Source organism: Paraburkholderia sp. D1E, from assembly GCF_052682275.1.
Genome location: NZ_JBQYMB010000001.1, coordinates 134340 through 158666, shown reverse-complemented (window position 1 = coordinate 158666; position 24327 = coordinate 134340). Strand labels below are relative to the sequence as shown.

Sequence of the window (24327 nt, the reverse complement as noted above, 5' to 3'; positions counted from 1 at the left end):
ACCAAGCTATGGCCTTGGCGGTCGCCGCGCTTGAGGGGATTACCCCTCGGCATGTAGCTTCGGCCTCAGATACACGTACAGCTGAAGACACAGGGGACTTCGAAGTTCGGCAAATTGATCGCCTTTTACAACTGGCTCGGAGGTACCTGGTAGCTTTGTGCCGCGTATTTGGGCTAGACAAGTCCGACGCAAGTGTGCGTTCCTTTGGTAGTGCGAGGGGCTCATCGGGGTTCAGATGGTGGATGACGTCGATCTCGCTAACCCGCTGTTCGCGTCCAAGGTTGTGCCGGATGGCGATGCGCAAGGCACGCTCGCGCATGAACACATGCCAGTCTGCAGCGCGCCTTCTAGGATCGCTGCCGTGCACGGTTGCATTGCGTTCTCGTTTATAAAGACGAGGCGCGATCTTGAAGCTGTATGCGCGTGTCTCAATAAATATCGCGGACAATCAAAGTTGTCGCGTGCCTACACAAAGAATCCTAGGAGTTTCCTTCTCCCCGCTGGAATGTCCCGGGGAAAGTTGACAAGGTCTTCGCGCGTCCACGGCTGTGAGTGTCGTACACGGGCCAACTCAGTCTGCGCCACCCGGTCTTTCGTTGCGTCACGGGCTGAGTGCACCTTAACGCGCTGGCGATTTTTTGCAATGGGTACCCTGACGCTCAAATCAGACGTTATGTGATTCAAACGCGGCACGCTCGCGTGACTCGTAGACAGCCGTTACCTCGCCGACAATTCATGGAAGGCGGGGACGGATCCAAGAGTTGTCGAGTTCGATGACCCGATGACAATCGACCGAACATTCCCTAGCGCGCGGTGAAGTGATTCCGAACCCTCTTGGATCTCGAATGTACGTCAGCGGCGTAGCAATGGGCGGTAGCCCTCGCTGCTTACGGGTAACTCAGGTGGGCCGCGAGAAGATGCCGCAGGCGCGATACGCCGGAGATTTAAGACTTCACCGTTCGGCACGCGTACTGGCCCGATCTTGAAGTAGACAATCGGCCAGACGCGCCTGCTACAGTGCTGAAAATCCAAGCGCCGGCGGCCCCCGTTCGTGCATATTTTTCGTGGCCTGTACGCACAAGGCGGACCGAATGTATGTCGTCGAGGGCTGAAACAAGTATCCACTGCGCGGAGTGCGTCTCTGGGTGATTGTGTGACAAACGGATGCTCGCTTGCATGGACGATCTCCGTGAAGCCGATCGGATGTCGCGTTGCCTAGTTTTCCCACACTCTTTCTGGCACGTGTTTGGTCCGCAAGCGGCCGCCGAGGGAGTTCCGAATGACGCGAGTTCAACACGCATGGCTACTTGCACAAGTTCAGGCAACTTTCGATCTATGTTCAGGGGGAAACGCGACACATGACGCGTGAACTGGAGCGCTCCTGATCCCGCAGTATTAGCTGTGAATGACGACACGGCCGAACATTGGGCTTGTCGCGTTCAGAATACGGCGAGGCCGCTTTACGACTAGGTAGCCGATCTGGGTCGCCTCGCAAGTGTGCCTCCACCGAGAGTGTGCCTAGTAGCACACTCTCTCATCCATCGGTCACCGGGGAAAGACTGGAGCAGAGTGATTAAGTTCGTGCGGGCCCGGTGGATCCGCCGCTGGTCAGCCGACTCAGACCACCTCGCAAGCAGGGCTCATCCGAAAAGTGTGCCTAGTAGCACACTCTCGTTCGCCGCCATGTACCGCCGGCCCGCGCAGATTTGTAGCCAGTCGCCCGAAAGCCACGCGTTGAACACGCATCCGAATCGCGTGCACGGTTAGCTGTATTGGACACTGAATCCGGCTGTCGAAAAAAAACCCGCATCAAAGCGGGCTCCAAATCCATTGGCGATGACTTCTCTCAAGAGGGACCGCCATTAAACAACTCGCTGATGACCTGACGTATCCGGGTCTCCTGTGCCTCCGACAGGACACCCGTTTTGATTTTTACGGTGAAGTTGTTCACGTCCTTGGTAATGCTGCCTGCGTGAGTATTCCCAGCGAAGAACTTCTCAATCGAACGCTCCCGAGCCGTTGTACTAGATGCACGACGTCCCAGCAACGCGGCAATCGCCGGCGCGTACTTACCCTGGTCAAGGTTTCCCGATACAACATCCGGCCAAAGTTCGCGGGCAGCGCCTATAGCATTCTCACCATGCTTCTTGATGACATTCGCTATCGCATCGGCGGCATTGCCGCCAATGAGCGTCGGATTGATATCAAGCTCATTCGTGATGAACTCAGGCAGGCTGTCGAATGCGAGGTATCTGTACAGCCCTCGCCGGCTCATGCCGACGGCTTCTGCCAAGCGCGTGCGATTCGGAAATTCTTTTTCTGTACGACGAATGGAAATGGAAATCTCATAGTCGGCCAAGTCGTCTCGACCGATGTTCTCCACCAACGCCAGCACGGCCATATCCTGGTCTGTGCAATCAACAACGAGAACTTTGATTTCCTCAAGTCCAGCTAGTTTGTGCGCGCGCCAACGTCGCTCGCCCGCAACGATCTGATTGGCAAACTCTGTCCGGCGAACGACGATTGGTTGTAGCAACCCGACCTCCCGAATCGACTCCGCAAGTTCAGATAACTTCGCCTCGTTGAAAACCTTCCGAGGCTGCCATGGGTTCGGCACTATCTCTGACACGGGCAGCACAGATTGCGCACCACGCGTCTCCAACTCCTGAATCTTGATATTTGCCGCAGCCAAGGCGGCAGCCATTCCGGGTCCCGTCTTGGGTTTATCGCTTGTTGGCCTAGAGGCTGCGACCTCGTCCTTTGGGATATCTGAAGCAGCGCGCAGATTGGCGGTCTGCTCGGCCATTCGAGCACGGATATTCATTTGCCGAGTCTCCACTGTTCGACGTACATGTCATCAATCCATTTGCAGTACTCCCTGAGTGGTTGACGAACCCGCTCGACAGTTTTCGAACTCGCGTCCTTCTTGCTCAGGTCAAACACGGTCGACAACGCAAGCGCGCCGCTACTCATCGCCGAACTCGCCGGAATTTCGGTTGTCGATAGCCAATCGCCGTATGCCCGTTGAGTCCATGGACGAACCACAGATGCAGACGAAGTCGGGCTGTTATCGACCTTTGAAAGGATGACAGAGATGAAGTCGTAGGCCTTGCTGGCCTCCTTCTCCATGAAGTTACGCGCGATGTCAGAGAACAGCCCCCAGAATGACACCGAACTGATGAAGTCCAGGCTCTCCGGAACCAGCGGCATGACCATCGAATCCGCAGCCATTAGCGCATTGAGCGTCAGGTAGGACAAAGAAGGCGCCGTATCGAGGACGATGTAGTCGTACTGGCTGCGAAGCGGCGCGAGACCTTCCCGCAGGATTGCCCAGAATTGAAAGCTGGGCTTGGTCTTTAGCATCGACGGAATGTAGAACTCCGCACTGAACAAGGAGGGGTGTGCTGCGATGACGTCCAAGCCGTCCCAGTATGTCTGCTTGATGAACGATGCCAGTCCACCTTCAATGGTCTGGTCATAAATGAACGGCAAAACAGTTGAATCCTCATCAACCTCCTTCTCTGCATACAGCCCGCATAGCTCGGACAATGATGCTTGCGGATCCAGATCGATGGCAAGCACCCTCCGACCTCGGAGCGACAATCCTTGCGCAAGACACATCGACGTCGTCGTTTTGGTCGAACCGCCTTTGAAGTTGGCGACGAGGATGACCTTCCCGTCCGCATCGCGCGACCCAGTGACCAACGGCGACTGATATATTTCGGACAGCTGCTGCACGTAAGTCCGCGTCTCGGCAAGCGTGAAATGGCGGCTACGACCAGTGCCCGATGCTTCACCCGGTGGCAACGTGCTGCCTTCCCTTGTAGCCTGGTAATGAATCTTCGTGCGGTCCAGCCCGCAAAGCTCGGCGACCTCCGCCGTTGTGAATGACGGAGCCGATTTTCGCGGTTTCGGCGTCAGAATACTGTTACGCAGGTCCTCTGTGAGCGTGTTAAGCGTCTCCGCAAAACCCGCAAGTTCACTCAAGGTCACTCTTCGCGTAATTGCCGGGAATTCTGCTTTAGACATGGTTTTTAAGGTTTAGTCCGGAATCGAGACGAAGTGTAGAATACTAGAAAAATACAAAACAGTGCCACTAACTTAACGTCGGCCCTCAGAAAACCGAGTTAAGTGGCTGCCTTGGAACAAAAAACATCTGTGAATTTCATAATGTGCAAAGAATTTGCGTCGACAGTTCATATCCTATGACCGTGCTTTGAAACGTCATGGTGAGGAAAATTGTTGAATCAGTTGAGATCCGGTCCGCAAGGTGGGTGAGAAGTTTTGTTAAATACGGAACGGCAAGAGAGCAGTTGCGCCGATTCGACGCATATGTAGGGCACGCCGTCTTGCAATACTTCAGAGTCACTGCGCATAGCAAGGCGCCTCACAATATTCCTCACCATTACACGCCTTGCCAATCCGCTCCACAATTCAGCTCACCATGAGCGAGCGGCATCCATAACATAATTATCCAACGAAACTTCTCACCATCCAATTAGGGACCAGCGACTCCGCAACCTGTCACGAGCGTGCTCAAAATCGCGGAGCCAAAAGTCGGCGGCCGCCTAGATAGGCTCTAACGACCGAGGCCAGAACCCCGTTCTTCTGATTTGTCCGAGGGTGGAGCTAGGCAATACAAATGTCCTCACTGTCCCCAACAAAAAATCTCACCTCCGTCGCACGTTGACTGCGGAAAACCTCGCCACATAAGGCTCTGTCGACATCACTTAAGGCTTCAACAATTCCTCTCACCATCGTATTGGCGGCAACAGGAACTCTCACTCTGCACTTGTAAACACTTCACTCTCATAGAGGAATTTCATTCACTTTGCGCCACAAAACGGCTCACCTCTGAAACAAAATCACTCACCTTAGCAGGGTTAAGTCTTTGTTTTCGCAGGAATTTGATCATCCCTGTATGTAGGTGTGTTTGTTGTTTCTAAGACTTTAAGAACACAAAACCAACGGCCGACAATAGAAGCGACGTAGCATTCAGACGACACCATGGTGAGTCTTATTGTTGATCTGCTTGGCTACGAAGGTGGGTGAGCCTTATTGTTGAAACAGCCATTTTGATGGTGAGCCTTTTTGTTTTGACATCTCACCTATGCGTGTTAGAGTTTTCCGCGGCTAACGACCAAGAAAAGAGGGCCATGATGTCAACCGACGTATCGACGCGCGCTACATCGCGCCAGATGTCACTCGAACTGTTTGAGGAGATGTTAGCGACCGATACGCCGATCCATAAGTCCACCAAGGAAATCGGTTATCAGCGGAACAACGTTTTCGTCGATGTCACGGATGTCGGAGTCACAGCGCGTCGCCTGCTCGATGCGGCGCACTTCATCGTAGCGCAGGAGTCAACGACACCGAAATACTACGACGTCGAGCTGAGCTACTTCAGATGGCTTATGCGTTACGACAGCTACAACTACAAGCACCTTAGAGCCGTCGTATCCGAAGCACAGAAAGCCCTAATCCAAGTGTCGGCTGCACCGCAGGGTAGCACTTCACCCGAAAACGAGAAATGGGTTTCCGTGCAATTGCTCGGCATTGTCGGTATCGACAAAGGACGCATAACATTTGAAGTCCCACAACCGCTTATCCGTCACATCAAAGATCCGGAAAAGTCTCACTGGTTGAGCCTTCGGATCACGTCGGCCTTCACCCTCACTTATGCACGTGCAATCTATGACCATGTCATTGCGTACGTGACGGAGGGCATTACGGATTGGTTTGAAATTGATTTGATCCGCAACTGGCCAGGCAAAGCGGGCTCCAGCGCGACAGTTTTTAAGTATTTCAAGCGAGACAGCCTCGAGCCTGCTGTAAAGCAAATCAACGAGGTCTCTGACATCGAGCTAAGTTATGAGACGCGCACCGAAAGCCCCAAGTCCAAGAAGATTGACCGGATACGCTTCAGGCTTTCCAGGAAGGAAGGGGCCGACACTGTCCGTGCGAGCTTGATTGGGTTGAAGGAAACCTACACTACATTGAAAACCGAATTTGGTTTTACCGAAAAGCAGTTCAATGTTATCTCGCAGAACCGCGCCATCTGGTCCGACGAACGCATCGTTGATGCAATCGAATACACCCGCGCGAAAATTGATGACGCGAAGGTGACAAAGAGTCCTGCCGGCTATTTGATGAAGGCCATCACTGAGGGCTACAAGCTTTCAGAGGCTGAGCGCCGGATGAAAACGGTACTGGCCCAGAAAGCCACCGAAGAGAAGGTAGAGGTGGCTGCCAGAGTCAATACCAGAATTGCCGTTGAAGCGAACAGCGTGGCTCGTGAGGAAGAAGCCAAGCGGCGATTGGCCGACGAGGTCCGTGCCGGTCGCGAATCGTTCGACCAAGCCGATGCACGGGCGAGGAAAGATTTCATGCGCGCCTACATTGCGTCTCCTTCTGGCAAGCTGGCTATCAAGCGTCTCAAGTTCAACATAGCCTCCATTGGCGAAGCAGAGGTGCTAACCCACGCGGATCTTTCCTTTGCCTTCTACCATTTCGTGTACCTGCGCAACAGACCCAAGGCGGCCCGAGCACGCGCCTGACCGGGCGAAAACCATGGGGAGATGTAGTTCACCAGCAGGCGTGTTGTGCCGGTAGTTGCGGCGAGCATGCCGATGCAGGAGGCGAACACAACCCAAAGAGCGCAAAGAGTCGCGTGAATCGCAAAATAAACTACCGTAGCATCCGACATCAAGATCTAGAGCGAAGAGCCCGTTGTGGTGATATGCATGTACATCGAACATGCAGCGGACGCCGCACTAAGGCTCTCAAGGGAGCCTGTATCCTCCGCGCGTTCCTTTCCCCCGAAGTGAAGGGTTGCCTTGAGCGAGACTGTGAAACTACCCCGTCGCCAGCACAGCCCGGACGGCGGTGCTGTGCAATCTTTCAAGCTGAGCGATGTGCGGGAACATCCGCCGAATCTCCGGTGATTCGATGCGAATATGCATAGCCCGCTCGTCGTCTACTAATCGCACTGGCGGCGTTCCACTGTCTTTGCGTGCGTTGATGATAGCCGATACAAAAGCGTCCAAAGCCAGCTGCGGGCTTTGACGCAGCAATCGAGCGTTCTGCTGTACCACCGTAGTCCCGAGGGCCTCGATAAGTAGTGCAATTGCCCGGGCTTTGCGAACAGTGATCCCGCTGCCACCCCCAATTTCCAGAGTCTGAATGACCTCGACCGGTAGCCTTGCGGCTGCACAGGCTCTAGACACCTGAGCCGCGGAAATTCCCAGGTCAACGGCGAGCGAAGTCTGTGACTGCCACAACTTGTTCTGCAAGAGATGTTCGTAGAATTGCCCGAGCGTGACAGCGGATGCGGAGTTTTCTCGCAACCTCGCATGCTTGATCATCGATGTGTGGCGCTCGACTTCGTTATTTGAGTTTATTGTTCAGTTTCACTTTCGAAGGCTTTGGGCCGGATGTTCTCGACGAACCTACCCTGCGCGGACGTCAAGTCAAGCAGCCCGCTCTAGTTATCCGACTGCGCAACGCAGGTGTCTGGATGCAGGCGCAACGACTTTCCCTGTTTGTTGCTGTATAAGCGCGAACCATGTGCGTGGCCCGCGTATTGCTGCAGAAAGGGAAATGCAGCGTGTAATCGGTTGCACGCACTCGACGATTTGTGTCCAAACCGATTCCACGCGAACCTATTGAATCTTCATTGAAAAATCGTAACTATTCAGCGGTTGTAAACTGGAACCAGGCCATGCATAGTGAAGGACATGACGAAGATGCCCGACATCAAGGATCTGACGCCTGAACAGAAGGACGCACTGATCGTCGATCTTGTGAGGCGTCTGAACGAGCTTGAGGCGAAGCTTGAGAAGGACAGTCATAACTCCAGCAAGCCACCATCAAGCGACGGCCCGAAGCGCAAACCGAAGTCGTTGCGCGGCGTAAGCGGTGCACGCCCGGGAGCGCAGCCCGGTCATAAAGGCAAGACGCTAAAACGCGTGGCGCAACCCGATCACATTGAGATTCACCCGGTGGCGCGGGTGTGCGATGCATGCGGGGCACGGCTTGATTCCACACGGATCACCGTGGTGACTGAAGGACGTCAGGTGATCGATTTGCCGCCCACGCGTTTTGAGGTGACCGAACATCGCGTGCAGATCGCACAGTGTCGCTGCGGCAAACGTCATTCGGGCGTGTTTCCCGAAGGCGTAAGCCAGGCGGTGCAGTACGGTGCCCAGGTGCGCGCCGCGGCAGTCTATCTGACGCAGTACCAGCAACTGCCAGTGGGACGCACCGCTCAGGCGCTGACGGATCTGTTCGGTCTGCGTGTGAGTACCGGCACCGTGCAGCACAGCATTGATCAGGCAGCACATCTGCTGGCGCCCGCAGTTGAACAGATCAGCCAGGCACTGCATAAGCAGCCGGTCGTGCATTTCGATGAGAGCAGCATGCGCGTGGGACGTACGCCCCACTGGCTGCATACCGCGTCAACGCGCACGCTGAGCTGGTACGGTGCGCACCACAAGCGCGGTCGCGAGGCACTCGACAGTTTCGGCATTCTGCCTGGCTTCACGGGCATCGCGGTACATGACGGCTGGCGACCGTATGCCTACTATGACTGCGACCATGCGCTATGCAATGCCCACCATCTGCGCGAGTTGGTGTTTGTGCTGGAGTCCACCGGGCAGGCGTGGGCCCAGCAGATGATTGATCTGCTGTGTCAGGCCAAACGCGAGAGTGAGCTCAGTCTGGCCTGCGGCAACACGGCACTGAGTCGATCGCGCCAGCGCTATTACGCCAGGCGAAGTCGGGCGCTGATTGCTCTGGGAGACAGGCTTAATCCCCAGCAGGCGCGCGAGTCCAGGCGCAAGGAGCGGCGCGGCAAGATCAGGCAGAGCTTTGCCTACAATCTGCTGCGCCGCCTGCACACACAGACGCGCCAGGTATGGCGTTTTATTGCAGATCACCGTGTGCCGTTCGACAACAATCTGGCCGAGCGCGATATCCGCATGCCCAAACTCAAGCAGAAAATATCAGGGTGTTTCCGCTCTGTCTGCGGCATGGAGGCGTTCTGCACAATCCGCTCCTATCTCGCCACTTTGCGTAAGCAGAACCGCTCGCTGATCGATGCGCTGGCCTTGAGCTTTGCCGGTTTGGTCGTTTCGCCCCTGCCGGCCGCTGAATAGTTACGAAAAATCGGCGCCTTCGGCGTCGGACGGTGCTGTGCAAAGTGTGCAAGCCGTTAGGCCGGCGACGATACGTTTTATCAAATAGCCGAACGGCACATTAGCCGAAAAGCTGGGTAATTTTGTGGGTCATTTCGGCTAAGGGCGTCCAACTGATTACGCCCACCGTCCGAGAGGGAATCCAACTTAAGACATCTCGAGAAAGCGCTCGAAAATCGCATCTCTTTTGCATGAAGTCCTTGCTTGAGGCGCTGTTCCAATTGAGTAGGCCCAATTGGATTGTCCGTAATGCGTTTCTTCCGAAGCAAAAAACAGATCGCGCTTTCAACAGCACCCGGTGTCTACTCGCAAGAGGACCCGGAGAAGATCATTTTTGATCGCGGCACCCGGCTGCGCGTTGAAGCGAACCACTGGAAGATGCTGTGCTTCGTGCTCGCGTTCATTGCCGGTGGTGCGGTCTGGACCCGGCAGCCGCCTCCGTCGGTAGTAAAGGCCTACGGCGTCTCGTCTGACGTTGCCGGTCACCCGGTCCTGACGCAGCTCGCTGCGTATAAGCCGGAAGACCAGGCCCTGCGAATGTCAATGAAAGATTCGGTCGAGCGCTGGTTCACGATCGAGCCGGTATTGACCGACAGCCTCGAGAACTCCCGCATGGCCCGCAATATCAATGCGGTCAAGGCGCAGATGGTGGGCAACGCACGCAATCAGTTCGGTGCCTGGCTGAAAGAGGATGCGCCGTTCCAGGCGATCACCACCAACCCGAAGCTGGTGCGTGAAGTAAAGGTCACGAATGTGTCTTTGCTCGAAGACTCAACGGCGATCGTTGAATTCACCACGAGTACGACCGACAGCCCGACCTCGAAGCCGGTCGTCCAGAAGTACGCGCTGACCTGGCGCTACCAGATCGTGCCGCCTGCCGCCGAGGACGCCTTGACGGCCAACCCGTACGGCATCTTCTATCCGTTCACCAATCTGCAGAAAACGTCATGACGCGCCCACACCATCGACTGACTTCGCTGGTCGGCACGATCGCATGCGTGCTGACCTGCCTGCCGACGTTCGCGGCGAAACCCGGCGCGCTGCCCTCGGCCGCGTCGCAGGAAATCGCGAATCTGCTCGGCGATCCGATGAGCCCGGTCAATCCGTACAACAGCGGAACCGATCCGCTGACGATGCCGGGGGACGCGCGCATGGCCGTGTTCCCATACAGCCGCGACCAGATCTTCAAGGTGATGACTGCGCCGCTGAAGACGACGACGATCGAGCTTGCGCCAGGCGAGTCGCTTGTCGCGGACCCGGCGCTTGGCGATTCGATCCAGTGGGTCGTGGACACGGACGGCGCCAACCATGTCTTCGTCAAGCCGACGAAACCGGGCCTCGTGAACACGATGCACCTCACCACGAACCAGCGCGAGTACGACATGACTCTCGTTTCGTCGCCGCTCGGTGGACTCTTCTATCAGACGGTCCGATTCCGTTATCCGCAGTCGTTGATGGCGAAAGTGCGTGCGCGCCAGGAGCGTGACGGTGGATCAGGTTCGCTCGCCGGCGACGACGGGGCAGGGCGGTCCACGACCGACTCGGGCCCGATTGGCGTGTCGCCGGACAAACTCAATTTCGACTACACCGTAACCGGATCGGCCCCTTTCAAGCCGGAGACCGTCTTCGACGATGGCCGTTTCGTGTGGCTGCGTCTGCCGCCGGACTCGCCTTTCGCCGTGCCGGTCGTGAAGGATCACGGCGATAACGTGAGTCCGAACTTCATCCGTCGGGGGCCGTACCTGGTTGTCCAGCAGATGGCCAGCGAGATCGTCTTGCGTGCCGGCAACGACGAAGTGAAGGTGACTCGCGGTCGCCGCGGCATCTTCGGTTTCTGAGCGCAGCCATGGCAAACCAGAACGGACAGCCGACGTTAGATCAGGCCGCGATCGTCAAAGGTAAATCGCCGCGTAATGCACTGCTCGGCGTTGGCGCTATCGCCGCCGTCGCGATCGGTGCGATCGGCTTCTATTACCAGGTCAAGGCAAGCAATGATGCTACCGAAGAAGCGCGCCTGCTCAAGGCGTCCAAGGCGGCCGAAGTCGTCGATAGAAGTCACAACACCGAAGACGTCGACAAGATCATTGCGGACCAGCAGGCTGCTGCACGCCGGGCAGCAGCCCAGGCACGTGCGGCGTCCGCACCACCTGCGAGCGATCCGTCGAAGCCATCCCTGACCATGGACGGCTTCGTGAACGATCAGAAGGCGTCGAAGCTATCGGCGGACGCGAAGGAGGACGCGATCTACGCGGCGCCGATCTTCCGGCCCGGCGTAAAACTCAAGGATCAGGGGCAGTCGTCTGTGCTCGCCCAAACGGGGCTGATGACACCTCAACAGATGGCTTTGCAGCAGGCGGCGGCGCAACAGGCGGCGATGGGCGCAGCCAATGCGCAGGCTGCGGCGCTCGCGGGCAAACTCGGCGCGCCGGCGGCACAGCCGTTGTCGCAGAGCCGGGATAACCAGTTCCTCAACGATGCAAAAGCGCAATCGGCATCGGGGGAGGGATTTCTCAGCGCAGGCTTCGTTGGCCAGGCGCGCGGGTGCACGCTTTCGCCTCCGCATCACATTCCGGTGCTGACGATCGAGGCGCTGAATTCGGATCGTCCCGGTACCGCAGCGCTCGTCGTCGACGAGGATGTGTACGACAGCATTCGCGGCGACTGCCTGATGATCCCCAAGGGTTCGACTATTACAGCGCCTTATGCGAGCGATATCCAACCCGGGCAGGAAAGCATTCTCGTCGCGGCTACCGAACTGCGTCTGCCGAATGGCAAACAGGTTCCGCTCTACGGCGCACAGGGCGCCGATACGAACGGGTGGGCGGGATTCTCCGGCGACGTCAATAACCACTTCCTCAAGATCTACGGTACGTCGTTCCTGACAGCCATTCTCATCCGGAAGTTCGACGGCGGCGATTCGTCAACGACGACGGGTCCGCTCGGCGTAACCCAGGTCGGAAGTACGGCAGGGCAGGTGGCCGCAACGACCACGCAGTCGATCATGAATCGCTACCGGAACATTCCACCGACGATCACAACTGATTGGGGCAAGCGTTTCATGATCAAGGTGAATCGCGAGATCCATCTGGAGCCGTACCGTGATTAAGCACCAGCTCGCCAGTCTCGCAATGGTCGTCGCTGCGGTTACGGCCAGTTCGACACAGGCTGCCACCATCGCTGCGGTAATCAGCCCGGTGAACTACGTGCTCGCCGGCGACGGCGCACGCGAGCTCGCGTCACTCGACGGCAAGCCGGTTTTCTACTGCGGCCTCGATGCGTTCACGTCGTGGGCGACCCCACTGGTTGGGCAGGTGGTGACGAGCAATCCGCAGACGGGCATGACCGTGTCGATCGATTCGCGCACAGTTGCGCTCGAACGCCTCCTCGTTGAAAAGGGCTGGCTACAGCCCGCCCGACTGGACGACGAAGCGCAGGCGGCGATGACCGAAGGCAGAGGCGGCTGGGCGTGCGCCAGCGCGCGAACGCCGTTCGATTTGATGCGCACGAGTGTCGACGCGAAAGTACTTGCAGGAATCGCACTGAACGAGTCGGGCCTGAACGGGCGTGCGTGGCCCTGGACCCTGAACGTCGCGGGTCGCGGCCTGTTTTTCCGCACGCGCGAGGACGCGTATCAGGCAATCCAGAGTCTGATCAATGCCGGTCGTAGCGACTTCGATGTCGGCATCATGCAGGTGAACTGGGGCTATCACAGGCAGCGCTTTGCGTCGCCATGGGACGCGCTGGCACCGGCGACCAATATCCGCGTCGCCGAGGACATTCTCAACGAGAACTATCGCAAGACCCATTCGGTCGCGAAGGCGATCGCTTACTACCACAGCGCGAACCCGACGCCGGGTCAGCGATACCTCTTGCGCTTCGTGCGTCACCTCAACCAGATCGAAGCGGGCCTTTGATGCGCATCGTCTCTCCTCTCGCCATCGCATGCATCTGCCTTCTGACCGGGCAGCCCGTGCGTGCCGCCAACACCGATCCGTTCGATTTCGACTACGAGATCATGGGTGGTATTACGGAACGGCCTGCGCTGATCTTTAACGACGGCAGCAAGACCTATATCCAGCCTCGGGCAGGGCAGGTTATCACCGCGGACGGAGGCCATAGTGAAGGGCCTTATGTTGTGGTCGATGGCACCCCGGAGACGATCAGCTACAAGGTTGCGGGTCGCAGTGCAGTTGCGCGCTGGACCCGTGCAAACCACTTCATCGGGGGCTCGGGTGCGCTCGCTTCGCTGCGCGATGATCAGCCAGCTACTTTCGATGGATTTACCAACCGGCTCATTCTGATCGGTCCGCACGGCGGTCTCGAACCGGTACGCGACCTCAAGGCGACGATGCCGGTCGCCAATCTCGTCAAGGCGCTCGTGCCGCAAGGGTGGACCGGGTCTGCGCAGAAGGATGTGGACCTCAACAACCAGGCGGGCTTTGCGACTCGCCAGTGCGAAAACTGGCTGCAGGCCCTGGACCAGCTGATGGCGCAATCGGGACTGTACGCCGATGTCGATTTTGGTGCGCGTCATGTCCGCCTGCACCGCGAGGCGCCAAAGTCTGCTGCTCTTAATTACGCAGCAGGTGAGCAGGGCGCGGCGACGATGGCTGTCGCGACTGTCGCGGCAACTGCGGCTCAGTCATCGCTCCTCGCGCAGAATTTTGGCGCTCAGGCGATCCGGGATGGCGACGACACGCACACGCAGATCCGCTTTGCAGCGAAACCGTCGAAGGAGCTTACGTTCAGGAGCGTGGACGGTCGATTGCTTCGCCCGAACTGGGACGACGCGGCCAGCGTCATGACGATCGAACGGGCACCGCACTTCGTTGTGTCGAACGGCGCTTCGAGTGTCGAGGTGGAGCGCACGGCAGCCACCGTCTACGACTTCGACGCAGCGAGCCCGGCGCGTCTTGAGGCGGTGTTCGACAAGGATGGGGAGACGTACTTCAAGTTTGCTGACTCTGTCGTCCAGGTCACGGTAGCGGACGTGCGTCACCTGGGAACGGGTGAGCAGAAGGGGCGTTTCTACCGGTTCAAGGGCACTGCCGCGCAGTTCATCGTCACGGCCGACGGGAACACGGTGAACGTGACGCGCCGGCACGACGTGAAGTACGTCGAGCGGCCGGCGGTCCCCAACGCGGTTTCGCTCACGACGACAACGGCGCCGGGTGAAATGGGGTGTGCGAAGCCATGAAAGGATGGGCGCTTCAGTTTGTCGTCGCGTTGCCGATCGGGTTTTGCGTCGGGGCATGCCGGGCTGACTGCATTGACGACGCGGCTGCATATCGCCACATCAGTGCCCGGCTTGTCAGGGCAATCGCCCAGCATGAGTCAGGAATGCGCCCTGATGCTGTGCATATCAACAGCAATGGTACCGAAGACATTGGCCTTATGCAGATCAACAGTTCATGGCTCCCGAAACTGGCGCGCTACGGAATCCGCCGCGATCACCTCTTCAACGCGTGTGTGAACGCATACGTCGGGACCTGGATTCTTGCATCAAACGTCAGGCAGTTCGGCGCGACCTGGAAAGCAGTCGGTGCCTACAACGCTGTGTCGACGCAGAAACAGATGATCTACGCGAACGCCATCTACCGACGTCTGCAGCGTCAAGGCAACTAAACCATGTACACGAACCTGACCGTTCAAACCCAACGCCGCTCGCGGATTGTCATGCAGATACTGGCCGCACTCGCGATTTCCGGATTCGGTACCTGCTCATTCGGTGCATCGAGCGCGCACGAACCGAAGCCGATGACATCTGCTGGTGAAGGTTGGCAACTTCTGTCGTCGTCGCCTACGCCGCAGGGCGCGCCGGTCGTCGCGCCACTGATTGGTGAGCTAGCAAGTGAATCCCCGCCGGGTAGGGCTGGGGTGTCGCTCGCGGTTGCGCCGGTCGTGTTACCCGGAATGCCTTCGGCATCTGCGGGCGACCTGACATTGAGCGTCACGCCTCAGGACGTGAACCTGCGTAACGCGCTCGACCGGTGGCTGCAGACCCAGGGCTGGCAACTCGCCTGGAAGATCGACGACGACCTGCCGCTTGAATTCAACGCGAAGTTCAGCGGGGATTTCACGTCTGTGCTCACGCAGGTCATGAAGGCGACGAACCACATGCGCACGCCGACGCGAATCTGCCGCCACACCAACAACGTCATCCGCGTCATCGCGCGCGCGGCGAATTGCCAGGACTGAACATGATCCGTTACACACATCTGAAAGTTCTCACGGCGACCGTGTCCGCACTCGCGTTGGCGGGCTGCGCTGTCACACAGGACGATGTGAACCGCTCATACGACGCGGCACACCGGGCAGTGGTTGAGGCGATGGGCAATGGCGCCGAATCGATGCCGCTCGTTGAGGACGTGCCGAGCGCGTTCCTCGGTGACCGTCTCGTGCCGGTCGCATACGAGGCGACTCTGCCGGCCGTGTTCCGCGAGAAGAATGTCACGCTCCCGGCGAACCTCAAGATCAGGAACATCGCCACGCTTGTGTCGAGCGCCACCGGCTATCCGGTCCACCTGAGCCCTGACGTCTTCATTCCGCGCGACTCGCTGGTGCCGCGTGGATCGTCTGGTGATGGCAAAGGTTCGGTCACCAACGTTTCGACCGGCAAGACGTATGAAGAACCCGTGTATACGCAACCGTTCACCGGCGACGTCGGTAACTACATGCGCAACATGAGCGAGGACCTCGGCCTTGACTGGTCGTTCGACGGCTCTACGATCAACGTGTCACGTTTCGTGACGCGCATGTTCCAGATCGCAGCGATCCCCGGCAAGGTCTCGATCAGGTCCACCATGTCGAAGGGCATGGATACGTCCACGGGCAACCAGTCCAATGGCACCGGCGGCAGTTCGGGCGGCAACACAGGGTCATTCTCGGCCGTGACGTCGACCGGCCGCGATGGCGAGTTCGACCAGATGGCGCTGATCAGCGATGAACTCAACAAGCTGAAGTCGCCGATGGGGAACATCACGGTCAATCCGCAGAGCCGCCTCGTGATGGTGTATGACACCAAGGAAGCTGCGGACCGGATGGGCCGGTTACTAACGAAGGAGAACGCGATCTCGACCCGCCAGGTCGCGATCCGTGTGCGAACCCTGCAGATCGCGCTCAACCGCGGAACTCAGGCAGGCCTGAACGCTGACGTCGTCTTTAACAGCATCCAGGGTGGTCTCGCCAAGTACGCGATCAGCTTCACGTCGCCGACTTCCCTATCGTCTGGCGGTGGTTCGGTCGGCCTGTCAGTCTTGCGTCCCAACGCGCCGCTCTCCGGCACCAATGCCGTTATCAACGCGCTGAACAGCTACGGCAGGACGGTGCAGGACAACACGCTGACCAAGCTCACGTTGAACGGCCTGCCGGTGTCCGTCGCGTCATTCCAGAGCGATGACTATCTCCGCTCGACCCAGGCTTCCGCGGGCAGCCTGACCGGTTCGTCCGGTGGCGTCCCCGGTCTGACGCCGGGCACGGTCACGACAGGCGATTTCGTGAACGTCCTGCCCTCCGTGAACGACCACAACCAGATCATTCTCGCGTACTGGAGCGATAGCTCGAAACTCAACGGCCCGTTCACGAGCGCGAGCGTCGGCTCGGGGCAAACGCAGCAGCAGATCCAGCTGGCGCACACGACTGGCAGCAAGGACGACCAGACAGTGGCACTCGCTGACGGACAGACAGTCGTGCTTTACGGTGCGATGACTGATCAGGCCGACAGCACGACGAACGGAGGCATCGCCGGTATCACCGGTAGCTGGAACAAGTCGCGCACCTTCCAGGTGATCATGCTGACGGCGACAGTCGTCCCGTCGATGTGAGCGCGGGCATGCACATTACTGGTCCGCTGCCGACAGACAGGAAAGCCCGACTGGTGTTCGGGCTGGACTGGCGCGCCTATCCGGTGAAGGGCGCGAAGGGCGAACGCCGCCGTTACGCTGAAGACTTTGGCGCGTCGCATTACGTCGAGTTCAAGGTCGGGCAGGAGATGATCGCCGGGTTCGCGGCACCTGAATCAAGCGAGATCCGTGGCGTAAAGCTGTACTCCGGTGCGGCCCGTATCGCGCTGCACGCGCGCGTGAAGTCGCGACAGGCAGCGCTTGTCTTGCTGCAGGACGGCGAGCGCGTGCACCTCGTCTTCGTTGTTCGTGGGGTCGTTCGCAGCGACGAGGTGTTGAAACCGGAAGCGGCGCGGGACCGGCGTGAGGCGATCCTCAGCGAGTGCCAGCGTCTGAACATTGCACTCGTCACGCTCGGTACCGGCCAATCCATTGGCGACGTCGACGAGAGCCTCACGCCCGCCGCACTGCTCGAGGATCGCAAGGCCGGTCGCATCACGAAGTTGCCAATCTCGATCCCGACGGCCATACCGCTGATGGTCATCGGGATCACGCTTTTCGTGGTTGGCAGCAAGGTCTTCGACGCGATGCAGCCGCCACCGCCGCCACCGCCTCACGAGCCCACCTACGCCGAAAAATACGCGGACGCCGTTCGCCGGACCTTCGCAGTCGCACAACCTCGCGCGAACCTGCTCGCGCCAGCCCTGCTTGCCTTGATCGGTCCGCGCGAAACCAATTTGTCCGGTTTCCGGTTCGAACACGCAGATTGCGGGATCACAGGCAACTGCGCTGACACCTACGACCGCGAAGGCGGAACGTTCGCCGGATTTGAGCGCGACGCACTGCCGTCGATGCGTCCTCTGACCTTCGACCCCGATGGGAAGCATCTGAGAACACGCGGTGTGGTTGTCCCAAAAGTGGCAGCGCTAGCCGTTGCTGAGCAGAAGGCCTGGCCGTCCGAGCAGGCGTTGATCGATCTTCTGCAAACACCTTCGCAAAAGTTGTCGCTACAACCCTTCGAGCTCGACAGTCAGGGCTACGTCGTGACGTTGCAGCCGTCGAAGCCGGTCCTGCAGGATCAGTCGGGCGCGGGCCCCCGTCCAGCACATCTGCTGCGCCAGGGCGACTGGACGATTGAAGGCTTCAAGTGGCAATCGGTCCTGCTCGCGCGGCTGCCCGCAAACATGGCGATCGACAGCCTGAAAGTCGAGTACCGGATCAAGGATCCGGCCGGCATCCATTTCACAGCGAAGGGCAAATACTATGTTCTCGACTAGCCGCATTTGCGCGCGCGTCGCCATCGTTCTTACGGCGATCGGCATTGCCATTACCTCAGTCGCGGTGCGTGCGGAAGCGCCGCACCTTACGCTGGACGATATCGACCAGCTCTCGCGCGACAAGGTGGTGCGCCAGCTCAAGGGCAACGCGGACGGTGCCGGTGGACAGCCAGCCAACACCCCGAGTCTGACCGCGCCGCTTCCGTCAACGCCGGAAACTTCGGGCAGCCCAAAACAACCCGTCGTTGCGGCGAGCCAGGCGAAAGCGGCCCGATCGCGCGTCGAACCCGTGACCTTCGTCGGGGCGTACAGCGATGCGTCGGGCGGCTACGTGCTTTACGAGATGGGTGGTGGTGTGTACCCCGCGCATCTGGGCACGAAACTCATGAACGGCTGGACCGCAAAGAAAGTGGACGGGTTTCTCGTCACGGTGGCCGAAGGCAAGCGAGTCTGGACCGAACCCATCCGCGGTGGTGCAGCGCCAGGCTCAGCCACGACGCCGGCGCTTCAGATGATCAACGACCTTGGCGGCCCACTGCCTCCGGCCGGCCCGATGGCCGCGTCGATCTACGTACCTCCGGGGAAATAAGACCATGAGCATGTTTTCTAACGTGGAATCCGACGAACCGGTATCGCGGGGTCTGTTCGGTCGTTTCAAGGGCTGGCGTGCGGGGTTCACGGAATCCGGTGCGTCGACAATCCTGCCGGTATCGGAACCGCGCTTCGAAACAGGAAACGAGGCAAGCAATCCGCAGCCGATGACGCTCGGTATGCGTCTGCGCAAAGGTGATGTGACCGATGTTGAGGCGAACGAGCCGGTCGAGGACCGCGGATCGTCGCCCGTCATCCCGGATTCGCCCGCTCACGGTGGCGAGTTCTGGCCAACCGCGGAACCCAGGGTGAGTGTGGAAGCCGTCAGCACAGGTGCGGGGCCGTTAGCCGTGAAGGTGCCGGAGGCGCACGCAAACGATGGGCCTCCTGTCGTTGCTCCAGCAGTGGACGATGAGCCACCGGCGCCGCCGCCGCTGCGCACGGAGCAACCCACCGCCCGCGACGATAATGCCGCGCTGATCGAGTCTGACGTGCTGTACACGCCAGTGGGATTGCCGCAACTGATCTCGGTCGAAGGTCTTGGCCCGTTCAAGCGGATTCTGTGCGAGCCTGGCCCGGACTCAACGTTGCACATCACCGCATCGGCGCGGCGCGATTTCGTGGCCGTCGACATGCAGGCTGGCGTCGCGATAGTTGTGACCACGCGCGAATTCCACGAAGGCGCGTTGTACGCGACGTACATCAAGGATCTCGAACGGGCGCATATCGCGATCCGTGAAGAAATGGTTGCCACGGTCGACGTGATCGCCGCGATCTACGCAACAGCAAAGGCTCGCGAGACCGGCAGCGTGGTGCCTGAAGCATCGCGCGCGATCGGCATGTTTCGTGACGTGATCGAGGCCGCGCACGAGTTCAACGCGAGTGACATCCACTGGGAATTCCGTGATTTCCATGACGATGTGGAGGTTCGATTTCGTGTCGATGGGGACCTCTACACCTATCGCCGAATGCCCAAGTCGCTGGTCAGGCGCGCCCTGTCTGCGGCCTATCAGGATCTTGTCCAGCGCAATACGAACTCGGGCGAAACCTTCCAGCCAAGTACCCCGCAGTCCGCAATGATACCCATCGTCTCGCGTCTGGACCTGCTGAACCTCCGCTGGCAGAGCGCGCCGGCTGTTGGCGGCTTCGACGTCGCATTGCGCGTCCTCGACGGCAACTTCCGGAACGTTCGGGTACTGCAGCCGACCGCGATGGGGCTCGAGGGTAGCCAACTCGCAATCATTGATTCGCTGGGAAGCGTAAGCGGTGGCGTAACAATCCTCAGCGGCGAGACGGGATCTGCGAAATCGACGCTCCTGCGAGCGATGTCTTACAACATGGCTTCGCGTGATCTGCGAAAGCAGTTTGCGGTGAGCGAGCCGGCCGAGTTCCCCAACCCCTGGCTGTCGGAAATATCTATCTCGCGTCGGACTGACGAATCTGACGAAGATGCTGCCCGCAAAAGCGCGGAAGTGATCCGGACTCTGATGCGAATGGATCCGGACGATCTGACAGTTAATGAAGTTCGCGACCGCGTCATGGCAGCACTTGTCGCCGAGCTTGCGCTGACGGGGCATCCAGTGCGGACAACGCTGCACGCTGACAGCCTGATCGGCGTATTCATGCGTCTGGCCGGAGGACGGCTTCAGTTGCCCATGGATGAGGTGTCGTCGGAGAAATTTGTGAACGCTGCGGGCAACCAGAAGTTGATCCCGCTGCTGTGTCCTCGCTGCAAAGTTCCCGCGCGCGAGGTCATGCCCGCGCCGCAGCTTGAATTCCTGCGCTCGAAGTTCGGACTCGATACGTCGCAGATGGCGTGCCGCAGCGACGACGGCTGCGATCACTGCCGGCTCGAGGGGCTTTTCACGCGCAGCGGCAAGATGGCGGGCGGGACGAAAGGCCAGACGCTGGCAATGGAGTTATATCGCCCGACTCCCGAGTTTCTTGAACGGGTAGGGGTGCGTGACTGGAGAGGGGCCGAACAGGTGTGGCGCCGCGAGCGCAGCTGCGGATTCGGCGACGCAGATATGACGGGCAAGACAATTTACGAACACGCGCTGTACAAGGCGTCGACAGGGATTATCGATCCGCGGTTCCTCGATCTGACGATGCGGCCATTCGCGGAGTATCGCGTAACGCCTGATCGCGAAGGGAGGATGCCATCGTGACCCGGAAATTCACCCATTCTCTTTTCATGCTGCTTCCGCCGGATGAACGGATGCGCGTCGCGAGCTGGCGCTTTCGCAAGCAGAGAGAGAGCTTCTATCAGGAAACACGGTTAGACATCACGGCCAAGGGCCTGCGCAACCGCGAGACGTTGCTCGAGCGGCTCAGTACTCACGAACGGCGCAACCGGGAACGCAAGACGCTGGTCTGGCCGGTATTCCAGAGTATCGCGCGCCGCATGCAGGCCGGTGACGATTTCGCACAGGCAATCAAGCCGTTTGTACCTTCAGATGAGTACGCGCTGCTGGAGCTGGCGGGTTCGGCGACGCGTGAGGACGCGGCAGTGCGGGGGCTGGAACTCGCCGAGATGGCGGCAAACGCGAAACGGATCCTGTCCGGGACCACCTCGACGGAGATGGCGTACCCGGCCTTTATCCTGATTTACCTGTACGGCTTCGCCATCCTGTTCGGCGGTGCAATCTATCCGCAGGTCCTGGACGTCAGGCCACTCGACCAATGGCCAGCGGGTGGCCAGGTGCTCTATGCGATCGATACCTTCTGCTACCAGTACTGGTGGTTGACGGGCTCCGTCGTCGTTGGCCTCGTCTTCACCTACTTTTCCACGCTGCGCCGCTGGACGGGCGATATGCGTAATCGCATCGACGGTACGCCGCTCATGTGGCGCAACCGGCGGGATCTGCGCGCGGCGTTGCTGATCGTGTCGATGGCCGGTCTCTTCGATTCGGGATTGACGCTTCGCGCGGCGCTCGATCGGCTCACCAGTACGTCCGATCCGTGGTTGCGCTGGCACCTGAACCGCATGAGCCGCCGACTGACGGCAACGCCCGATGAACCCATGCGCGCGCTCGACACCGGCATTTTCTCCGAGTCGATTGTCGACATCATCACCGATGCGGCGGGTCGTGACCAGTTCGTTCAGTCCATCAAGGAACTCGGCCGCACGTCCCTTTCCCGCGTCGTGGCCAATGTCCGGCGCAACGCGAAGATCACCCATTACGTCCTGATGGCGATTGCTGCCATTGTGTTTTTGACGCTCGGGGTCGGCTCGTATGTGATGACCGGTGCAGCGAGTCTTGATACATCGGCCGGTTCGTCTTCAACCACTTTTAACGCTCACTGAGGTAGTCATGCAAATTCAAAACAACGGCGTCAAGAAAGTTTCGCTGCTCCGGCTGGGCCGTCGTCGCAGGCAATCGGGCGAACTTTCGATGATCGAAGGTGCTGCCGTGATGGCTGCTGCTGCGTTGCTTGCACTGCTTGCATATGCAGGCGGCAAGTTCGTGATGGATCGTGTCCACGCGTCGCAGTTCAAGAGCGAGGCTCAACTGTTCCATACCGGCGTACTCGATGCGACCGCCAACGACACGGATTTTTCCGCTGAGACGCTGAAAACACTTTCGCAGAACCATGCGTTCGACTCGGCCGGCTCGCGGGTGGCGACCAGCGGCACCGGCGTCACCGGTATGTTCGGCGGAGCCGTCACTGCAGCGACCGGGACTGTCACGAACACCAACGATGCGATGGTCGTCACATATCCGGTGCCGGCGACGGTCTGCGCCCTGAGCGTCTCCGCGATCGCTAACGCGTACACCATGGTGACGGTCAACGGCACGACGATCTCGGGGCCTTCGACGGCGTTCAGCAGTAGCACGGGTGCGACAGCATGCACGTCCGCCGGTGCTACGGCGAGTATCGCTATGTACACGACGCGCAGCTAAGGAAACGCGGAAATGGGCAGCATCATCGAGATGGTGATCGTGCTGGCGGCTTCGGCGTTGTTGCTGGCTCAAGGCATACGCGAAGACGTCGCGCACAAGCGCGCGGCATTGATGACGATCGAAGGGCAGAACCAGGCGATCATCAACGAAGCGTTGTCGCACTGGGTCACGGACAACTACGCGGCACTGTTGGCGCAGTTCACGATATCCGGCTCGGCCACGCTGACGCCGCCCACGATCGATCAGCTTTTCACGAACGGCAACCTGAAGCAGCCGCATCGGAACGGCCCATTCTGGGGCGGCACGTACACGATCACCACGACCATGGTTCCCGCGACCTGCACGGCGGCTGCAGGCAACTGCCATGTGGCCTATCTGTTCTATCCGTCGCAGCCGTTGTTGAAAGGCGGGAAATCGGACGTCGTCGGTGCCTCCCAGATCGCGCAGGCCGGCGGCAATTCGTTCGGATATTCGACATTCCAGAACACATCGACGGTCTACGGATTGAACGGCGCGTGGAACACACCGAATCCGCTGCCCGGCAATCCAGCGGCCGCGGTCGTGGCGACCAACGCGCTCGATTCGGACGGCAACTCGGTGTATATCCGGCGTGACGGTAGCCTGACCTGGACAGGCAGCCAGAATGTGAACGGTGTCGACCTCCATAACGTCGGAAATATCGACGCAACAGGAACCATCGCCGCTACAACGTTGGCCGCCTCCAACGCCACCGTAAGCGGTACCTCTGCGACGACGAATCTCACCGTCGCAGGCGATGCACAGCTACAAGGCACCGCGATGCCAAATACCGCGTGTACGGCAGACCGGTCAGTCCGTACGAACTCATCAACCTGGGGTGGACTGCTCGAATGCCTCGGAGGCCGATGGTGGCCGGTGGGGCTAGGCAGTCAAGGCGCTTATACAGGTGCGGGCTGTTCTACTCGCGGGCAGGGCGCGTGGGATGTCAACGGCATGCAGTATCTCTGCAACGGAACATCTCTTCGCCCGATTACGGAGTTCATGGGAAATGCACAGGTGCTTTTCACGATGATGGCGGGGGACAACAACACTGGCGTTGTCAAACCCAGTTGCCCGAACGGGACGCCGGTGATCGAACTGGTGCCTCAGACCGTTGGTATGGACGTTGGGAATCCAAATTCCCCATATACGTCAGTGCGGTACTACTACGCGGATCTTGGTTATTACTGGGTTCCCCTGATCACTCTGATCGGGCCGGGCGGAGCACTGGAATCTGGCAATAACCTTGGGCTTCAGGTGCTGGTCAAGGGTGAGTGTTACTACAACAACTAGCGTTCGGAGTATTGAATGAGGATTCTGCTGGCGTTGGTGTTTATGTTTTTTGCATGCGTACGCGCTGAAGCGCAGGGGTGCGTTCAGTGCATGGCATCGCAACCGGGGGTCGCCAGTTGTATCCCGGGCTATCTGTGGACGTACCTGAATGGCTACTGGCGCTGCGCTCTTCCGGTCCCGCCACCGCCGACTTGCCCAACGGGCTACA

Annotated in this window: 19 protein-coding genes; 16 read left to right on the top strand and 3 right to left on the bottom strand. The window is 59.2% G+C overall.

The genetic code is table 11. From position 1 onward, the window contains the following. Positions 1 to 1846: 1846 nt before the first annotated feature. Together ACUN0E_RS00785 and ACUN0E_RS00780 are read right to left on the bottom strand one after the other, a co-directional pair. Positions 1847 to 2824: a ParB/RepB/Spo0J family partition protein gene (locus tag ACUN0E_RS00785; protein WP_408241293.1), complete on the bottom strand. Its 978-nt coding sequence runs from the start codon at positions 2822 to 2824 to the stop codon at positions 1847 to 1849. Beyond that, the gene (locus ACUN0E_RS00780) at positions 2821 to 4029 is read right to left on the bottom strand and encodes a ParA family protein (RefSeq protein ID WP_408241296.1); all 1209 of its coding nucleotides are present in this window, start codon (positions 4027 to 4029) and stop codon (positions 2821 to 2823) included. Before ACUN0E_RS00780 ends, ACUN0E_RS00785 begins: the two co-directional genes overlap by 4 nt. A 1127-nt stretch (positions 4030 to 5156) precedes the next feature. On the opposite strand from ACUN0E_RS00780, the gene ACUN0E_RS00775 reads away from it, so the two are divergent. Further along, on the top strand, positions 5157 to 6557 hold the full coding sequence (locus tag ACUN0E_RS00775; protein ID WP_445565282.1) for a replication initiation protein: 1401 nt from the start codon (positions 5157 to 5159) through the stop codon (positions 6555 to 6557). A 297-nt stretch (positions 6558 to 6854) separates the two neighbouring features. Here the strand turns inward: ACUN0E_RS00775 and ACUN0E_RS00770 are convergent, their stop codons facing one another. After that, a complete protein-coding gene (locus ACUN0E_RS00770; RefSeq protein ID WP_445565281.1) occupies positions 6855 to 7364 on the bottom strand; it encodes a hypothetical protein in 510 nt (169 codons plus the stop codon). A 372-nt stretch (positions 7365 to 7736) separates the two neighbouring features. Between ACUN0E_RS00770 and tnpC the strand changes: the two genes are divergently transcribed. The 15 genes from tnpC to ACUN0E_RS00695 all read left to right on the top strand — a co-directional run bounded on the left by tnpC (position 7737) and on the right by ACUN0E_RS00695 (position 24119). Beyond that, entirely contained in the window at positions 7737 to 9155 is a 1419-nt protein-coding gene (gene tnpC, locus ACUN0E_RS00765) for an IS66 family transposase (protein WP_445565280.1), read from the top strand. Between the two features lie 288 nt (positions 9156 to 9443). Beyond that, positions 9444 to 10145: a type IV secretion system protein gene (locus ACUN0E_RS00760; protein ID WP_445565279.1), complete on the top strand. Its 702-nt coding sequence runs from the start codon at positions 9444 to 9446 to the stop codon at positions 10143 to 10145. Beyond that, a complete protein-coding gene (locus tag ACUN0E_RS00755) occupies positions 10142 to 11032 on the top strand; it encodes a TrbG/VirB9 family P-type conjugative transfer protein (RefSeq protein WP_445565278.1) in 891 nt (296 codons plus the stop codon). The genes ACUN0E_RS00760 and ACUN0E_RS00755 overlap by 4 nt, the downstream gene beginning before the upstream one ends. An 8-nt stretch (positions 11033 to 11040) precedes the next feature. After that, the gene (locus ACUN0E_RS00750) at positions 11041 to 12300 is read left to right on the top strand and encodes a TrbI/VirB10 family protein (RefSeq protein WP_445565277.1); all 1260 of its coding nucleotides are present in this window, start codon (positions 11041 to 11043) and stop codon (positions 12298 to 12300) included. A 22-nt stretch (positions 12301 to 12322) separates the two neighbouring features. After that, positions 12323 to 13108, top strand: coding sequence for a transglycosylase SLT domain-containing protein (locus tag ACUN0E_RS00745; RefSeq protein WP_445570341.1), 786 nt, complete (start codon positions 12323 to 12325; stop codon positions 13106 to 13108). After that, the gene (locus ACUN0E_RS00740; RefSeq protein WP_445565276.1) at positions 13108 to 14391 is read left to right on the top strand and encodes a hypothetical protein; all 1284 of its coding nucleotides are present in this window, start codon (positions 13108 to 13110) and stop codon (positions 14389 to 14391) included. Before ACUN0E_RS00745 ends, ACUN0E_RS00740 begins: the two co-directional genes overlap by 1 nt. Continuing rightward, on the top strand, positions 14388 to 14819 hold the full coding sequence (locus ACUN0E_RS00735; protein WP_408340277.1) for a lytic transglycosylase domain-containing protein: 432 nt from the start codon (positions 14388 to 14390) through the stop codon (positions 14817 to 14819). The genes ACUN0E_RS00740 and ACUN0E_RS00735 overlap by 4 nt, the downstream gene beginning before the upstream one ends. Before the next feature lie 3 nt (positions 14820 to 14822). Next, positions 14823 to 15392: a toxin co-regulated pilus biosynthesis Q family protein gene (locus tag ACUN0E_RS00730; RefSeq protein WP_445565275.1), complete on the top strand. Its 570-nt coding sequence runs from the start codon at positions 14823 to 14825 to the stop codon at positions 15390 to 15392. Positions 15393 to 15394: 2 nt separating this feature from the next. Next, positions 15395 to 17017, top strand: a complete 1623-nt coding sequence (locus ACUN0E_RS00725) for a type II secretory pathway protein (protein ID WP_445565274.1) — start codon at positions 15395 to 15397, stop codon at positions 17015 to 17017. 8 nt (positions 17018 to 17025) lie between these two features. After that, positions 17026 to 18312, top strand: a complete 1287-nt coding sequence (locus ACUN0E_RS00720; protein ID WP_445565273.1) for a hypothetical protein — start codon at positions 17026 to 17028, stop codon at positions 18310 to 18312. Then, complete coding sequence (locus ACUN0E_RS00715) at positions 18299 to 18901, top strand: hypothetical protein (protein WP_445565272.1); 603 nt, start codon at positions 18299 to 18301, stop codon at positions 18899 to 18901. Before ACUN0E_RS00720 ends, ACUN0E_RS00715 begins: the two co-directional genes overlap by 14 nt. Positions 18902 to 18905: 4 nt before the next feature. After that, positions 18906 to 21071 carry an ATPase, T2SS/T4P/T4SS family gene (locus ACUN0E_RS00710; protein ID WP_445565271.1) on the top strand — a complete coding sequence of 722 codons (2166 nt, stop codon included), beginning with the start codon at positions 18906 to 18908 and terminating at the stop codon, positions 21069 to 21071. Between the two features lie 26 nt (positions 21072 to 21097). Next, positions 21098 to 22210, top strand: coding sequence for a type II secretion system protein (locus ACUN0E_RS00705; protein ID WP_445570340.1), 1113 nt, complete (start codon positions 21098 to 21100; stop codon positions 22208 to 22210). A gap of 7 nt (positions 22211 to 22217) precedes the next feature. Beyond that, positions 22218 to 22808, top strand: coding sequence for a hypothetical protein (locus ACUN0E_RS00700; protein ID WP_445565270.1), 591 nt, complete (start codon positions 22218 to 22220; stop codon positions 22806 to 22808). 12 nt (positions 22809 to 22820) lie between these two features. Then, a complete protein-coding gene (locus tag ACUN0E_RS00695; protein ID WP_445565269.1) occupies positions 22821 to 24119 on the top strand; it encodes a hypothetical protein in 1299 nt (432 codons plus the stop codon). Positions 24120 to 24327: the final 208 nt, after the last annotated feature.

What these genes read in the sequence shown, in the direction of transcription:
- ACUN0E_RS00785 (WP_408241293.1), bottom strand. Translation starts at nt 2,824, where the DNA reads ATGAATATCCGTGCTCGAATGGCCGAGCAGACCGCCAATCTGCGCGCT.
- ACUN0E_RS00780 (WP_408241296.1), bottom strand. Translation starts at nt 4,029, where the DNA reads ATGTCTAAAGCAGAATTCCCGGCAATTACGCGAAGAGTGACCTTGAGT.
- ACUN0E_RS00775 (WP_445565282.1), top strand. Translation starts at nt 5,157, where the DNA reads ATGATGTCAACCGACGTATCGACGCGCGCTACATCGCGCCAGATGTCA.
- ACUN0E_RS00770 (WP_445565281.1), bottom strand. Translation starts at nt 7,364, where the DNA reads ATGATCAAGCATGCGAGGTTGCGAGAAAACTCCGCATCCGCTGTCACG.
- tnpC (WP_445565280.1), top strand. Translation starts at nt 7,737, where the DNA reads ATGACGAAGATGCCCGACATCAAGGATCTGACGCCTGAACAGAAGGAC.
- ACUN0E_RS00760 (WP_445565279.1), top strand. Translation starts at nt 9,444, where the DNA reads ATGCGTTTCTTCCGAAGCAAAAAACAGATCGCGCTTTCAACAGCACCC.
- ACUN0E_RS00755 (WP_445565278.1), top strand. Translation starts at nt 10,142, where the DNA reads ATGACGCGCCCACACCATCGACTGACTTCGCTGGTCGGCACGATCGCA.
- ACUN0E_RS00750 (WP_445565277.1), top strand. Translation starts at nt 11,041, where the DNA reads ATGGCAAACCAGAACGGACAGCCGACGTTAGATCAGGCCGCGATCGTC.
- ACUN0E_RS00745 (WP_445570341.1), top strand. Translation starts at nt 12,323, where the DNA reads ATGGTCGTCGCTGCGGTTACGGCCAGTTCGACACAGGCTGCCACCATC.
- ACUN0E_RS00740 (WP_445565276.1), top strand. Translation starts at nt 13,108, where the DNA reads ATGCGCATCGTCTCTCCTCTCGCCATCGCATGCATCTGCCTTCTGACC.
- ACUN0E_RS00735 (WP_408340277.1), top strand. Translation starts at nt 14,388, where the DNA reads ATGAAAGGATGGGCGCTTCAGTTTGTCGTCGCGTTGCCGATCGGGTTT.
- ACUN0E_RS00730 (WP_445565275.1), top strand. Translation starts at nt 14,823, where the DNA reads ATGTACACGAACCTGACCGTTCAAACCCAACGCCGCTCGCGGATTGTC.
- ACUN0E_RS00725 (WP_445565274.1), top strand. Translation starts at nt 15,395, where the DNA reads ATGATCCGTTACACACATCTGAAAGTTCTCACGGCGACCGTGTCCGCA.
- ACUN0E_RS00720 (WP_445565273.1), top strand. Translation starts at nt 17,026, where the DNA reads ATGCACATTACTGGTCCGCTGCCGACAGACAGGAAAGCCCGACTGGTG.
- ACUN0E_RS00715 (WP_445565272.1), top strand. Translation starts at nt 18,299, where the DNA reads ATGTTCTCGACTAGCCGCATTTGCGCGCGCGTCGCCATCGTTCTTACG.
- ACUN0E_RS00710 (WP_445565271.1), top strand. Translation starts at nt 18,906, where the DNA reads ATGAGCATGTTTTCTAACGTGGAATCCGACGAACCGGTATCGCGGGGT.
- ACUN0E_RS00705 (WP_445570340.1), top strand. Translation starts at nt 21,098, where the DNA reads ATGCTGCTTCCGCCGGATGAACGGATGCGCGTCGCGAGCTGGCGCTTT.
- ACUN0E_RS00700 (WP_445565270.1), top strand. Translation starts at nt 22,218, where the DNA reads ATGCAAATTCAAAACAACGGCGTCAAGAAAGTTTCGCTGCTCCGGCTG.
- ACUN0E_RS00695 (WP_445565269.1), top strand. Translation starts at nt 22,821, where the DNA reads ATGGGCAGCATCATCGAGATGGTGATCGTGCTGGCGGCTTCGGCGTTG.